Origin of the sequence: Gracilibacillus salitolerans, assembly GCF_009650095.1 — a bacterium.
Taxonomy (GTDB): Bacteria; Bacillota; Bacilli; order Bacillales; family Amphibacillaceae; genus Gracilibacillus; species Gracilibacillus salitolerans.
Window position 1 is genome coordinate 2,163,062 of record NZ_CP045915.1, and the last position, 14,813, is coordinate 2,177,874.

Below are 14,813 nucleotides of genomic sequence, written 5' to 3' on the forward strand. Positions count from 1 at the left end.
TTATCCTTGTTTTATCATTTCTTGCATTTTTGCTGCAACAGCCTGCTTATCTTCCTGATTAGCAATTCCTCCACCGACAATAACTAAATCAGGTTGGGCTTTGACAACCTCTGGAAGTGTTTCTAATTTAATACCACCTGCAATTGCGGTTTTAGCATTTTTAACAACTTGTTTAATCTTTAGAAGATCTTCAAGAGAGTTCTTTCCGACTGCCTGCAAATCATACCCCGTATGAACACAAATGTAATCTACACCAAGTGCATCCAACTCTTTTGCTCTTGTTTCAATGTCCTTCACAGCGATTAAATCAACCAATACTTTCTTTCCTTGTTTTTTTGCTTCTTCTACAGCGCCTTTGATGGATTCATCTTCCGCCACTCCTAGAATAGTAACAATGTCAGCTCTTGCCTCAGAGGCTTTTAACACTTCATAAGCTGCAGCGTCCATCGTTTTTAAGTCAGCAAGTACTTGTAAATTAGGGAAGGTATCTTTTATTTCCTTTACAGCTTTAAGTCCTTCTATCTTAATAATAGGTGTGCCAATTTCTACAATATCAATCTGATTCTCAACTTCTTTAATTAATTCTTTTGCTTCCGGAATGTTAACAAGATCTAGCGCTAATTGTAATTCCATTTGATCAAGTCTCCTTATTAAGTATTTAACAATAGCAGAATTAATGGTACCGCGTTTTAATAACTTACTAACATCTCTGCTTTAAGATGAACCCACTAATTGCTAAGCGGTTATTACGTAGTCAATTATATAGACTAAATCATATTTCTGTAAGTAGGCACTTTTTTTTGATATAGTATCTAAAAATAGACTAACGGATGAGAAAGGGGTTGGATCTTAAAAAAATGGAAAATTTCTATCCTGAAAAAGAATTAACATTGTCTGTTATAGAAGGAAAATGGAAAATAACTATTTTATGTCATTTAGGTTTAAAAGGGACCAAAAGATTTGGAGAATTACGAGAATTAATTCCTAACATTACACAGCAGATGTTAACAAATCAGCTGAGAGAATTAGAAGGTAATAACATTGTTTATCGAAAAGTATATCGTGTTGCCCCACCGAAAGTAGAATACTCCTTAACAAATCAAGGAAAGAGCTTGCTACCTATTTTAGAGTTGTTTTATAAATGGGGTAAGGAAAATCTAAAACAAGAGTTACAAGAAAATTATGGTATTTATTATGAAAAAACGCTAACTTTGTCTGTGATAGAGGGAAAATGGAAGCTAATTATCTTGTGTCATTTAGGTTTACAAGGTACTAACCGTTTTGGAGAGCTTAGAAAATTAATTCCTAGCGTTACTCAAAAAATGTTAACGAACAAGTTGAGGGAACTGGAGAAAAATGGTTTAATCCACCGAGAAGTATATCCTGTTATACCTCCAAAGGTAGAATATTCCTTGACGGACAAAGGGAAAAGTCTACTCCCTATTTTACATATGTTAGAAGATTGGGGAAGGAGTTATATGAAACAACACGATCAGAAACTTAAGTCTTCCCACTAATTTTGGTGAAATAAGGGCAATGTATGGATTTCGGAGGATTTTTGTAGGGCCAACCTGTTTGAATAGGAGGCCCTACAAAAAGTTTTACTCATCATATAAAATAGACTTAATATCATTCTCATCTAAATAATCTTCATATTTTTCATGTGCTTCATTGACGCCAATATATTTTCCATCCATTCCAGCTAACAAAAATCCTTCCAGTTCCTCTACACTGCCTACTTGATCTTCAGAATTGTAGTACATATCATCATAGTCTTTTTCTGTATCATAAAAGTCGGAAGGACCATCAGAAGAACCATATTGTTCAACGCTCTGCCAAGCGTCTTCACCGTCAAACATTGTATGATCGTCACCTTCTAATTCCTGTTCATCGATATTGGAGTGAAGAATATCTTCTTCGATTGGTCTTTGTTTTTCTATATTTTGCTCAGCGTGATTCACGCAGCGAGTAGTAGTAGGCATTGCCATCATGCGTTCAGCAGGTATATCATTATGACAGATCTCACATTTGCCATAGGTTTCATTTTCGATTGCTTGTAATGCGTGTTTGATATCAGCTAATTCTTTTTCCTCGTGTTCATTAAGGGCAATATCTTTTTCGCGTTCAAATAACTCTGAACCTGTATCAGCTGGATGGTTATCATAATTGGATAATTCTGAAACGGACTCTTTATTCATGGATTGTTCTAAGCCGAAATGATCTTTTAGATGCTGTTTTATTATTATTTTTCGCTCTAATAATTCTTGTTTGCATTGTTGTAAGTCAATGGGATGTAGCAAATATTACACCTCCTTATATCTGTTAGTATATCCGAAACTTCATATCCCACTAAAGATGATTTTGGAAAATAAAATGGATAAAGGAAAGAAGAGAGGAGAAGATATAAAATGTATTCTTATTATAAAAAAAACCGACTTCCCTATAAAGGGAAATCAGCAATTTTCATTAGTTATGAGCTTTTTCAAACTCGGATATTTTATCAGCATGTGTTAAGGTAACAGCAATTTCATCCCAGCCGTTTAGAAGCATTTCCCGTTTATAATCATCTAAATCAAAAGATGCATCAAAACCTTTATTGTCATAAACTTTCTTCGATTCAAGGTCAATAGTTAAATGATATTGATCTCCTTCTGCGTTTTTAATTAATGCCTGTACTTCTTCATCCGTTAATTTAACTGGAAGAATTCCGTTTTTGGTACAGTTATTATAAAAAATATCAGCATAGCTCGGAGCAATGATTACTCTAAAACCATAATCCTGTAATGCCCATGGAGCATGTTCGCGAGAAGATCCACAACCGAAGTTTTCACCTGCTACTAAGACAGATGTTCCTTCGTATTTTGGCTGATTTAAAGAGAAATCTTCACGTAATTCACCTTTTGAATCAAAACGCCAGTTATAAAAAACGAATTGACCAAAACCTTGGCGAGAAATACGTTTCAAAAATTGTTTAGGAATGATTTGATCTGTATCAACATTAGCACGATTTAAAGGGTATACCAGCCCTTCATGTTTACGAATTGGTTCCATTACAATACCCCCTTTATAGATTAGCTTGGTGTTGGAACGCCTAAATGACGAACATCAATAAAGTGTCCTTTGATTGCTGCTGCTGCTGCCATTTCCGGACTCACTAAGTGTGTACGAGCACCAGTACCTTGTCGACCTTCAAAGTTACGGTTGGAAGTAGAAGCACAACGTTCACCTTCCGGCACAACGTCATCATTCATGGCAAGACACATACTGCAACCAGCTTCACGCCATTCAAAACCGGCTTCTTTAAAGATAACGTCAATACCTTCTTCTTCAGCTTGGACTTTGACACTGTGTGAGCCAGGTACAACAATAGCATTAACATTTGGATTAACTTTTTGTCCTTTCACAATTTCAGATGCTCTACGCAAGTCTGCAAGACGAGAGTTGGTACATGATCCGATAAATACATGTTCAATTTCGACAGAAGATATAGGTTCGCCGCCTTCAAGTCCCATATAATCTAAAGCACGTATAATATCCTCGCGGTCATTATCATTGTTTGCATCATCCATAGTCGGAACATTTGCACTCACTGGAATACACATACCAGGGTTTGTTCCCCAAGTAACCTGTGGTTCAATTTCGTCTGCATCGATTTCAACTTGTTCATCATAAACAGCACCTTCATCTGTAGCTAGAGCTTTCCATTCTTCAGCAAGCTCATCAAATGCTTTACCATCTGGAACATGACGTTTTCCACGTAAAAATTCCACTGTAGTGTCATCTGGACTGATTAATCCGGCACGGGCACCAGCTTCAATTGACATGTTACATACCGTCATACGCCCTTCCATTGACAGGTCACGAATAGCTTCACCAGTATATTCGATAACATATCCAGTTCCGAATCTAACACCAAACTTTCCGATAATTGCTAAAATTAAGTCTTTTGCAGTTACACCTCTACCTAATTTGCCGTTCACTTTTACATTTAATGTTTTCGGTTTTTGCTGCCATATGGTTTGGGTAGCTAATACGTGTTCGACTTCACTTGTACCGATACCAAATGCTAAAGCACCGAAAGCACCATGAGTAGAGGTGTGGCTGTCACCACAAACAATTGTTTTACCAGGTTGTGTCAATCCTAATTCTGGACCAATTACGTGTACGATACCTTGGTCCGGATGATGGATATCTGCTAAAGGTACCCCAAACTCATCACAGTTTGTTTTCAATGTTTCCATTTGTGTTTTCGAGACTTCATCTTTGATGACATTACGGTGGATCGTTGGTACGTTGTGATCCATAGTTGCAAATGTACGATCTGGTCGACGTACTTTTCTATTGTTAATTCTAAGTCCTTCAAATGCTTGAGGGGAAGTAACCTCATGGACTAAGTGTAAGTCAATATATAAAAGATCCGGTTTTCCTTCTTCATGATGAACGACGTGTTTTTCCCAAATCTTCTCAATAACTGTCTTTGGTTTTCTCATCTGTTTCACTCCTTACCTTTGTAATCATGATTCAGCTAATATTTGCTTTACGGTTCACTTAGAAAAAGATCGGCGTTTTTTCTATTTGAAATAGGTACGCCGAGTTTTTCTGCTTATTATTGGATCGCATTTACAATTAATTGTGTCATTTCGGTTGTGTTGACTACTTTTCCATTGTCATTCTTTAAATCTGCGGTGTGATAGTTTTGATTTACTACTACTTCTACTGCATCTTCAATTGCTTGGGCTTCTTCATTCATATCAAAAGAATAACGAAGCATCATAGCAGCAGAAAGGATCATTGCAATTGGATTGGCTATACCTTTACCAGCAATATCTGGAGCTGAGCCGTGTGCAGGCTCATATAAGCCAACACCATCTTCTGCTAAGCTGGCAGAAGGGAGCATTCCAAGTGATCCAGTTAGAACAGAAGCTTCATCACTTAATATATCACCAAACATATTCTCTGTCACAATAACATCAAATTGTGTCGGATTTGTAATTAGTTTCATTGCCGCTGCATCGACTAACACATGATCGACGGTAACATCTGGATATTCTGCCTTTTTCGCTTCAACAATTTCTCTCCATAGTTTACTAGATTCTAACACGTTTGCTTTATCGACAGATGTTAGATGTTTATTACGTAACTGCGCACTTTGAAAAGCTTTATCGATAATACGTTCCATCTCTCTTCGCGTATATGCTAACGTATCTACAACAGCATTTCCGCTATCAAGGCGTTCGCTTGGCTGACCAAAATATAAACCACCTGTCAGTTCACGGACAATTAATAAGTCACTACCTTGAATAATATCTTCTTTTAAAGGAGACGCATGTAAAAGCTTCTTAAAGCCTTTAACAGGACGAAGATTCGCATATAAATCCAATGCTTTACGAATACCTAGTAAACCACGTTCAGGTCTTAAATCAGAGGGATTATTATCCCACTTCGGACCACCAACAGCACCTAATAAAACAGCATCGGAACTTTTGCAAGCTTCTACCGTTTCGTTAGGTAGGGGAGTACCATGATTATCTATGGCAACTCCACCAATGTCGTATGAAGAAAATTCAAAAGTTTTATTATATTTTTTGCTGATTGCTTCTAGAATGTCTTTGGCAGCATAGATGACTTCTGCTCCAATTCCATCACCCGGAAGCAGTACGATTTTATTACTCAATTCGTTTACCTCCTACATACCGACTTAGATTGCTTTCTTTTGATAAATAGCTCGGTTTACACCGTTTAGATATGCCTGCACAGCCGCTTCCAACACATCTTGTGCGGATCCACGTCCACTTACAGTCTTTCCATCAACGGTTAAGCTAACATGAACTTCTGCGAGTGCATCACGTCCTTGACCGATCGAATTGAGTTGGAAATCAGTAAGATGTGTTTCTTCCGTAATAATTTGATCCAATGTGTTATAAAGTGCTTCAACACTTCCGGAACCTGTGCTCGTATCTTCTACTTTATCATTATTCGGTGTGGTAAGTGATACTGTTGCACTAGGTTTGTCATTGGATCCATATTGTACTTGGAAATTTTCGAGTTTATAACGTTTCACATTCGAGGTATCTGTTTGGATATCGGTAAGGATTGCAAACAAATCATCGTCTGTGACTTCTTTTTTACGGTCTGTTAATAATTTAAATGCCTTAAATGCTTCTTTTAACTTATCTTCTGGAAGGTCATAGCCAAGCTGCTTAATTTTATCAGTAAATGCATGACGACCAGAGTGCTTACCTAACACGAGGTTATTAGAATGAACACCGACTAATTCTGGTGTTATAATTTCATATGTTTGCGCATTTTTTAATACACCATCTTGGTGGATGCCGGATTCATGTGCAAAAGCATTACGACCAACAACTGCCTTGTTACCAGGTACTGTCATACCGGTGAATTTACTCACCATATCACTAGTACGTTTAATTTCATTTAAAACTAAATTAGTATGATAAGGATAATAATCATTGCGAATTTTTAATGCTACGGCAAATTCTTCTAAAGATGCATTACCTGCACGTTCGCCGATACCGTTTATTGTACCCTCGACTTGAGTGGCACCATTTTCTACTGCCGCAATGGAGTTGGCCAAAGCCATTCCTAAGTCATCATGACAGTGACAAGAAAGATCGACTTTATCAATATTCGGTACATTTTCTTTAATATATTTAAACATTGCACCATATTCTCGTGGCATCGTGTATCCAACTGTATCAGGTAAGTTAATAACGGTAGCTCCAGCATCGATAACTTTCTCAATAATCTTTGCCAGGAAATCTAAGTCTGTACGTGATGCATCCTCTGCAGACCATTCAACATGCTCAAAAAATTGTTTACCGTATTCGACCATTTCAACAGCTGTATCAATAACTTCTTCTGGATTTTTCTTTAATTTATATTCCATATGAATAGGGGAGGTGGCAATAAAAACGTGAAGCCTGGGGTCTGCCGCGTTCTTTAAAGCATCTCGACATGCGTCGATATCGGATTTAACTGCACGAGCTAAACCGGTTACGGAAACATTCTTCACTATTTCAGCGATTTTTTTTACTGCTTCAAAGTCACCTTTGGAGGAAGCAGGGAAACCTGCTTCCATTACATCTACCCCAAAGCGTTCTAATTGTTTAGCAAGCTCTAACTTTTCTAGCTGATTTAGATTGACACCAGGTGATTGTTCACCATCACGAAGTGTCGTATCAAAAATCTTAATTTGAGTCATTAGAGACCACTTCCTTTTTATTAATTGCCTTTTGCTTAACAAATGGCATTAATTCACGCAGTTCTCTACCTACCTTCTCGATTTGATGTTCGCTTTCTGCTTTCTTAATAGCTGTATAACGAGGACGGTTAGCCTGATTTTCAAGAATCCATCCTTGAGCAAATTTACCTGTTTGAATATCGGATAATACATCTTTCATACGTGCTTTTGTATCTTCGTCAACAATACGTGGACCTGACATGAAATCACCCCATTCAGCAGTATCAGAAATAGAATGACGCATGTTCTCTAATCCACCTTCGTAAAGCAAATCAACGATTAGTTTTAATTCGTGTAAACATTCGAAATAGGCAACCTCTGGTTGATACCCAGCTTCTACAAGTGTTTCAAATCCTGCTTTTACAAGAGCAGAAGCACCACCACAAAGTACAGCTTGCTCACCGAATAAATCTGTTTCTGTTTCTTCTTGGAAACTAGTTTCGAGAATTCCAGCGCGACCAGCTCCGATCCCCTTAGCATAAGCTAGTGCAACATCTGTTGCTTGACCTGTTGCATCTTGGAAAATACCGTAAAGAGCAGGTACACCAGCACCTTCTTCATATGTTCTTCGTACTAAGTGACCAGGTCCTTTAGGTGCTACAAGAAATACATCTACATCTGCTGGAGGTACGATTTGATTAAAGTGAATATTAAATCCATGAGCGAATACAAGGGCATTTCCACCTTCTAAGTTTGGCTCAATTGCATCCTTATAAATAGATGGCTGGTATTCGTCAGGAAGAAGGATCATAATGACATCTGCTTCTTTAGATGCTTCTGCAACAGATTTCACATCCACACCATCTTCGACAGCTTTATCCCATGAACGACCTTTACGAAGACCTACCACTACATCAAAACCACTTTCTTTAAGGTTTAGTGCATGTGCATGGCCTTGAGAACCATAACCGATAATCGCGATTTTTTTGGATTGTAATACCTCTTCATTAATATTGTTGTTGTAAAGTACTTTAGTCATAATAAACTACATCCTCTCAATTTAATTTTATTTTTTATAATAATGTGATTATTATTATTATTAGCCTAATAGTGATTGAAAACTGCCATCTGTATTTGGCTGCTGTCCACGAACGAATGCTGTTAAGCCTGTGCGTGCTAATTCTTTAATGCCATACGGTCTCAGCAGCTCAATTAATGCTTCTACTTTATCTGGTTTACCAGTAACTTGGATAGATAAGCTATCCTTACTTACATCGATAATCGAAGCACGAAACGGTTCAATTATTCCCTGAATTTCTGCACGTAATTGACTGTTGCTTACAATTTTAATGAGCGCAAGCTCACGTGCTACGATAGCTTTATCTGTTATATCAGAAACTTTTATAACATCTATTTGCTTATTGAGTTGTTTGGTTACTTGTTCTAACTTTTGCGAGTCTTCGACATCGACAACAAAGGTCATTTTACTCATGCCTTCTGTTTCTGTTCTGCCAACAGAGATACTTTCGATGTTGAATTGACGCCGTTGTAAGAGACTTGTTATACGGTTTAATACACCACTGCGATTTCTAACCGTTGCGGTTATAATTCGTTTCATGGTTTCACCCCAATCATTTCATTTAATCCTGTACCAGGTGCTATCATTGGGAATACATTTTCTTGCTGTAGAACGCGAGCATCTACTACTACTGGCCCTTCATAATCAAAGATTTCAGGTAGTGCTTTAATAAACTCATCTTGGGTTTTTACTTGTATTCCCTTAACATCGTAGGATTCTGCCAATTTAACAAAATCCGGCTGAATACTAAAGATTGATTGTGAATAACGCTCAGCATAGAATTTTTCCTGCCATTGTCTAACCATTCCCAATGCTTGATTGTTTACAATGATTACTTTAACTGGCAAGCCTTTTTCTTGCAGGATTGATAATTCCTGAAGCGTCATTTGAAAACCACCATCACCAACGATTGCAACAACTGTTTCATCAGGCTTCGCAAGTTGTGCACCAATTGCTGCTGGGAAACCGAAGCCCATTGTTCCCAAGCCACCTGAGGAAACCCATTTGTCAGGTTTTGTGAAGGTATAATATTGTGCTGTCCACATTTGATGCTGACCAACATCTGTTGTCACAATAGCATTTCCTTTGGTTGCTTCATGAACTTTTTTAATAACCCATTGCCCGATCATTTCCTGATCTGGATTGTTGAACCATAATGGATAATTTTCTTTATTTTCGTGAATACGAACAAGCCATTCATCATGCTCTGGTTGTTTGATATCATGCGATAATAGCTTCTTTAATGCGGCCTTGGCATCTCCAACAATCGGTATATCAGTAGCAACATTTTTGCCGATTTCTGCAGGATCAATATCAATGTGAGCTACTGTTGCATTCGGTGCAAAGGATGTTAATTTACCAGTTAAACGGTCGTCAAACCTTGCTCCAATATTGATTAATAAGTCACATTCATACAAAGCGGTATTGGATGCATACGTTCCATGCATACCTGCCATGCCCATAAATAATGGATGGTCACCAGGGAATGCTCCCAACCCTAGCAGGGTAGAGGCTACAGGTAATGAATACTTTTCAGCAAACTCTAGTACTTCCTCGGAAGCTTTTGCAAACAAGATACCTGCACCAGTTAATAAAACCGGTTTTTTTGCATTTCCAATTGCTTCAGCAAGCTTTTTCGTTTGCAACGGGTTAGGTTTGGTTGTTGGTTGATACCCAGGTAAATCCAATTCAACATTTGGTTTGAATTCTGCTTCTATCACTTCACCAGAAATGTCTTTTGGCATATCAATTAATACGGGACCAGGACGTCCTGTTGTTGCGATATGAAATGCTTCTTTGACGATTCGAGGCAAATCTTTAACATCGCGAACTTGATAATTATGTTTTGTAATTGGTGTAGTAACACCCATAACATCTACTTCTTGAAATGCATCCGTCCCAATCACACCTTGTGCAACTTGGCCAGTAATGATAACCATAGGCAAGGAATCAATCATCGCGTCAGCAATACCTGTTACTAAGTTTGTCGCACCTGGTCCTGAAGTTGCAACGACAATACCAGGTTTCCCGGATACTCTTGCATAACCTTCTGCAGCATGTATGGATCCTTGTTCATGTCGAGCTAGGATTTGTTCGAAAGCATCCTGAGCTTTATAAAGAGCATCGAAAATAGGTAAAGCTGCTCCGCCTGGGTAACCGAATAATGTATCGACACCTTCGTTAATTAACGCTTCAACAAGTAGATCAGCACCTGTTTTTGGTTCATTGTATTCTGTAGCTGATTGTACTTGCTTTTGTGTTCTTTCCATTATAATCCCTCCTAAATGTTAGAATCTGAAAAATTAAATATAATATAATCATTTCATTTTCTTTATATATAGAAAAAAGGCCATTTCTTACTTGTTCTTGCTAATAAAATAGCAAATAACAAGGGAGAAAAGGCCTTTCTTTTCACGGTACCACCCTGATTCGCAATATTTTTACAAATATTGCCTCATGAAGCCACATTCAAGATAGCTTCATTTTGGTAACAGGTGTATGAACACCTGACTATGTTTACTAAGAAGGACTGTTCAACATAGCACTCAGGGATGAGTATTCGGAACAGGGTGTATTACCGAGCTTCCACCATCCTCGGCTCTCTTTTAATACATGATCCTAATCCTTTGTTCCCGTCAACGTTTTATATATTATCTATAATTTATACTATACGATTGATTCTATCCTGTCTACAGATATTTTAAAAATGGTTAATTTTCAGAAATATCTGATTGACGACAATAATACAACCAAATTGCCTTTTGGTCAACCGTTTTTTAATAATTTTCTGACATTTCTTCTGGGGTAAAACTATCGTAAGCGATTACAATGTTGTTGTTATCTTGTTTAACCTGAAATAATGTTTTTTTGTATTTTACAGCTTGCTATCTAGTTATATATAATAGAATAGTTAGAATGGGGTGATTAGTATTGTCACAGTTATGTATTATACCTTGTGGAAAAAAGAAAATATGGGATAAAATTCCTGACGTAGGTCCGACAAAAGCCAAAAATGCGTACATTGGCGTGCTGCATAGTTTATGCCGCCAATATGTAGAGTTGTATTTCGATAATTGGGTTATTATCTCTGGAAAGCACGGATTGTTATTACCAGGTGATATGGTGCCGGGTAATTATGATGTCACTTTTCGCCCAAATGATCCAGATGTAATAACGATTGATGTATTACGGTATCAATTAAGGGAAAAGGGACTGGGTTTATTTCGTGATATCGTTGTGTTAACAGGAAAAAAATATCAACCAATTATTAATCAGACATTTCATGAAGCAGATAGCATACAATATCCCTTGTTAGGTACAAGAGGTATCGGAGAGATGCAAGGATTATTAAAGAATAGCATTGAAAATAACCAAGCCCTGCATGCAGGAAGAAAGGAGTTCTAAAATGAAAGCTTACGTGATTCAAAACGGGACATACCAATTAGTAGACATACCAGAACAACAGCCGAAAGGTCGACAAGTGTTAGTCCAATTAAAAACAGCAGGACTAAATCACCGGGATTTAAACATTAAAGATCGTGTTGGAAATAAGGCTGAGCGTTTTGTTCTTGGATCTGATGGTGCTGGTGTAATTGAAAAAGCAGGTGACGAAGCTTCTCGATTTGAGATTGGAGAAGAAGTGATTATTAATCCTGGCTTAAACTGGTATGATAATACAGAGGCACCACCGGAGGATTTTGAGATAGTGGGTGTACCATTTGATGGAACATTTGCTAAAAAAATACTAATTTCGGAAGATTTTGTTGAAAGAAAACCAACTCATCTGAGTTGGGAAGAAGCAGGGGTTTTTGCCTTATCTGCACTCACTGGTTACCGTGCTTTATTTACTCAAGGAATATTAAAAGAAGGGGAAACATTATTTATTCCTGGAGTTGGAGGGGGAGTAACATCTTTTATCATCCAAATGGCTAAAGCTGTTGGAGCAAGAGTTATTACTACTTCAAGAGATTCTGATAAATTGAAACACGCCGAAAAATTAGGATATGATCGTGCTATCTTAACCAATGAAGATTGGAAGATTGCATTAGCAGATGAACAAATTGATATCGTGATTGAAAGTATAGGTGGTGCTACGTTTAACAGGTCAATAGATGTACTTAAAAAAGGCGGCAGAATCGTTACCTTTGGTTCATCAACTAACGATGAATTTACTTTTAATTTGCGATCGTTTTTCTACGGACAGTACAAGCTAATTGGGTCGACAATGGGGAGCAGGGAAGAGTTACATGAATTAATGCAATTCATCGAAAAACACAATATAAAACCTCTACTTGATAAAGGTTTTCCATTGGATAATATTGAAACAGCCTTTACTTATTTGGAGTCGCAAAAGCAGGTAGGGAAAATATATATTCATATGTAAAAAAGAAAAGCAGATGGCCCTGGAAAGGTTCCATCTGCTTTCGCACAAGAAAAATAAAGCACATTATACATAAACTGCGAAGTTATACTTTACTCTCTTCCATTTTTTTATAGATGAGTGTTTTGATCGTCGCCGCGGAAAAAATACTCCCTTTCCGGGGCACGGCTTCAGCTAACTTGGTGAAGAAAATCGCTTCACAAAGAATCGGCCCTACGATAAGTCATCATGGTTCGCAAAGCTCACCGTGATTCTTTTATCTCAGTTGATTCTGAAGTCGCTACGTTTCTAAACGGGCGCTCTGCGCTTTTCTTATCCTTTTGCTTTGAAGAATATAGCACCTATCATGCCAAATATTATTGCTGCAGATATACCTGAACTCGTTACTTCGAACATACCTGTAACAACACCTATCAACCCGTGTTTTTCTGCTTCTTCTAATGCACCGTGAACAAGTGAGTTGCCAAAACTTGTGATTGGAACGGTAGCCCCAGCTCCAGCAAAGTCAATTAACGGCTCGTATAACCCAAACCCATCTAAAATAGCCCCAGCTACAACCAATGTGCTTAATGTATGACCGGGAGTCAGCTTTCCTACATCAAGTAATAACTGACCGACTACACAGATAAGGCCGCCAACTATAAAAGACCATAAAAAAACCATTCTATTTCACCTCTTTTTCAAGCATTTTCAATAGATACTGCATGTGCAATACATGGAATTGTTTGTTTTTGTTGAACTGTTAGCGGGGATAATAATGCTCCTGTAGCAACAACTAAAATACGATTGCATTCTCCTTGTAACAGCTTATTGATAAAATGGCCATATGTAACCACTGCCGAACATGCTGGTCCACTAGCCCCAGCGAATATAGGTTGATCAGGTTTATAGATGGTTAACCCGCAATCAACAAATTGATTTTCGTTAATTTGATAATTATTTTGTTGGAATAAATCTAAGCAAATATCACGGCCAACTTTAGCGAGATCTCCGGTTATGATGTAATCATAATAATCAGGAGAAATATTTCGATCCTTCAAATGCCTAGTGATGGTATCATAAGCAGCTGGAGCCATAGCGCCACCCATATTGAATGGATCTTTCAATCCTCTGTCTACGACTTTTCCAATGGTAGCAGATGTTACTTTTGGACCTGTACCATTCTTTGAAAGAATGGCAATGCCCGCACCAGTTACTGTCAGTTGAGAAGTGTCAGGTTTTTGACTTCCGTATTCATTAGGATAGCGGAATTGCCTTTCAACAGCAGAAGTATGACTTGCAGCCCCGGTCATGACATAATCAGCCTTCATTTGATTAATGATTAGTGCTGCCATTGCTAATCCTTCCATTGAAGTTGCACAAGCGTTAAAAACACCTAAGTAAGGGATAGCTAAACTTTTGGCCGCAAAGTTAGATGGCGTTAACTGATTGATAAGATCTCCATGTAGAAAAAATTGGATGTCACTTGTCTCCAAATTGGCTTTCTCAATGGCGAAGTGACAAGCATCTTCGATCATATGTTGATGTGCGAGCTCAAATGACTTTTCATCCATCCATTGATCAGTATAGAAATAATCAAAGTCATTAGGGATATTTCCTTTTTCTTCAAATGGTCCTCCTACAACACCTGTCGAAATAATTGATGGGGGAGTATCAAATACCCAAGTTTGTTTACCTGTCATCATTATGCGCCACTCCAATAAGAAAAAATTGTTTTGATGAAAGCAATAATAAAAGCAGAAAATACACCAAAAAGAATAACGGACCCAGCTAGTTTGAACATATTCCCACCTACACCTTGAACAAATCCTTCCGTACGATGTTCTATCGCAGCAGAAATGACTGCATTACCAAACCCTGTTACTGGGACAGCCGTACCTGCTCCAGCAAATTGAGCAATACGATCATAAATACCGAATCCAGTGAGCAACATGGTGATAAAAATTAAAGTGGCAACTGTTGGATTGCCAACAGTTTGTTCGGTGAAGTCAAAAAAATACATATAAATGGTTGAGATAACCTGACCAAAGACACAAATAAGTCCGCCAATTAAAAATGCTTTGATACAATTTTTTAATAATGGTCGTTTAGGTTCTTGTGTTTTTTCATAATCCTTATAGTTTACTTGGGGATCACTCATTGTTTTTCCTCCG

Annotated in this window: 15 protein-coding genes, 1 pseudogene and 1 other annotated feature; of the genes and pseudogenes, 4 read left to right on the forward strand and 12 right to left on the reverse strand. The window is 37.8% G+C overall.

The features are described from left to right. Entirely contained in the window at positions 1-633 is a 633-nt protein-coding gene (gene hxlA / locus GI584_RS10025) for a 3-hexulose-6-phosphate synthase (RefSeq protein ID WP_153791148.1), read from the reverse strand. Positions 634-830: 197 nt separating this feature from the next. Between hxlA and GI584_RS24025 the strand changes: the two are divergent. Both GI584_RS24025 and GI584_RS24030 read left to right on the forward strand, forming a co-directional pair. After that, a pseudogene (locus tag GI584_RS24025) lies at positions 831-1,160 on the forward strand (winged helix-turn-helix transcriptional regulator); the annotation flags it as partial. Positions 1,161-1,187: 27 nt separating this feature from the next. Beyond that, on the forward strand, positions 1,188-1,517 hold the full coding sequence (locus GI584_RS24030; protein WP_228552422.1) for a winged helix-turn-helix transcriptional regulator: 330 nt from the start codon (positions 1,188-1,190) through the stop codon (positions 1,515-1,517). An 84-nt stretch (positions 1,518-1,601) separates the two neighbouring features. Here the strand turns inward: GI584_RS24030 and GI584_RS10035 are convergent, their stop codons facing one another. The 8 genes from GI584_RS10035 to ilvB form a co-directional block, all read right to left on the reverse strand. Beyond that, entirely contained in the window at positions 1,602-2,300 is a 699-nt protein-coding gene (locus GI584_RS10035; RefSeq protein WP_100360822.1) for a TraR/DksA C4-type zinc finger protein, read from the reverse strand. Between the two features lie 166 nt (positions 2,301-2,466). Then, on the reverse strand, positions 2,467-3,051 hold the full coding sequence (gene leuD, locus GI584_RS10040; RefSeq protein WP_153791150.1) for a 3-isopropylmalate dehydratase small subunit: 585 nt from the start codon (positions 3,049-3,051) through the stop codon (positions 2,467-2,469). A gap of 20 nt (positions 3,052-3,071) precedes the next feature. Continuing rightward, positions 3,072-4,490 carry a 3-isopropylmalate dehydratase large subunit gene (gene leuC / locus GI584_RS10045; protein WP_153791151.1) on the reverse strand — a complete coding sequence of 473 codons (1,419 nt, stop codon included), beginning with the start codon at positions 4,488-4,490 and terminating at the stop codon, positions 3,072-3,074. A 116-nt stretch (positions 4,491-4,606) separates the two neighbouring features. Beyond that, positions 4,607-5,674, reverse strand: coding sequence for a 3-isopropylmalate dehydrogenase (gene leuB / locus GI584_RS10050; RefSeq protein WP_153791152.1), 1,068 nt, complete (start codon positions 5,672-5,674; stop codon positions 4,607-4,609). A 24-nt stretch (positions 5,675-5,698) separates the two neighbouring features. Further along, positions 5,699-7,222: a 2-isopropylmalate synthase gene (locus GI584_RS10055; protein ID WP_153791153.1), complete on the reverse strand. Its 1,524-nt coding sequence runs from the start codon at positions 7,220-7,222 to the stop codon at positions 5,699-5,701. Further along, positions 7,209-8,240 carry a ketol-acid reductoisomerase gene (ilvC, locus tag GI584_RS10060; RefSeq protein ID WP_100360817.1) on the reverse strand — a complete coding sequence of 344 codons (1,032 nt, stop codon included), beginning with the start codon at positions 8,238-8,240 and terminating at the stop codon, positions 7,209-7,211. Before ilvC ends, GI584_RS10055 begins: the two co-directional genes overlap by 14 nt. Before the next feature lie 60 nt (positions 8,241-8,300). Beyond that, on the reverse strand, positions 8,301-8,819 hold the full coding sequence (gene ilvN, locus GI584_RS10065; RefSeq protein ID WP_100360816.1) for an acetolactate synthase small subunit: 519 nt from the start codon (positions 8,817-8,819) through the stop codon (positions 8,301-8,303). Next, positions 8,816-10,549 carry a biosynthetic-type acetolactate synthase large subunit gene (gene ilvB / locus GI584_RS10070; protein ID WP_153791154.1) on the reverse strand — a complete coding sequence of 578 codons (1,734 nt, stop codon included), beginning with the start codon at positions 10,547-10,549 and terminating at the stop codon, positions 8,816-8,818. The genes ilvN and ilvB overlap by 4 nt, the downstream gene beginning before the upstream one ends. A 118-nt stretch (positions 10,550-10,667) precedes the next feature. After that, positions 10,668-10,928, reverse strand: a binding site (T-box leader). A gap of 282 nt (positions 10,929-11,210) precedes the next feature. Here ilvB and GI584_RS10075 point away from each other — a divergent pair. Together GI584_RS10075 and GI584_RS10080 are read left to right on the forward strand one after the other, a co-directional pair. After that, positions 11,211-11,684 (forward strand): DUF6884 domain-containing protein, encoded by a 474-nt coding sequence (locus tag GI584_RS10075; protein WP_100360814.1) that lies wholly within the window; start codon positions 11,211-11,213, stop codon positions 11,682-11,684. A gap of 1 nt (position 11,685) precedes the next feature. Further along, positions 11,686-12,663: a zinc-binding dehydrogenase gene (locus tag GI584_RS10080; RefSeq protein WP_153791155.1), complete on the forward strand. Its 978-nt coding sequence runs from the start codon at positions 11,686-11,688 to the stop codon at positions 12,661-12,663. A gap of 309 nt (positions 12,664-12,972) precedes the next feature. Here the strand turns inward: GI584_RS10080 and spoVAE are convergent, their stop codons facing one another. Genes spoVAE through spoVAC form a run of 3 tightly spaced genes read right to left on the reverse strand, consistent with a single transcriptional unit; the run spans position 12,973 to position 14,800 of the window. Further along, positions 12,973-13,323 carry a stage V sporulation protein AE gene (gene spoVAE, locus GI584_RS10085; RefSeq protein ID WP_100360812.1) on the reverse strand — a complete coding sequence of 117 codons (351 nt, stop codon included), beginning with the start codon at positions 13,321-13,323 and terminating at the stop codon, positions 12,973-12,975. 17 nt (positions 13,324-13,340) lie between these two features. Then, on the reverse strand, positions 13,341-14,345 hold the full coding sequence (gene spoVAD / locus GI584_RS10090) for a stage V sporulation protein AD (protein ID WP_100360811.1): 1,005 nt from the start codon (positions 14,343-14,345) through the stop codon (positions 13,341-13,343). Beyond that, a complete protein-coding gene (gene spoVAC, locus GI584_RS10095) occupies positions 14,345-14,800 on the reverse strand; it encodes a stage V sporulation protein AC (protein WP_100360810.1) in 456 nt (151 codons plus the stop codon). Before spoVAC ends, spoVAD begins: the two co-directional genes overlap by 1 nt. Positions 14,801-14,813: the final 13 nt, after the last annotated feature.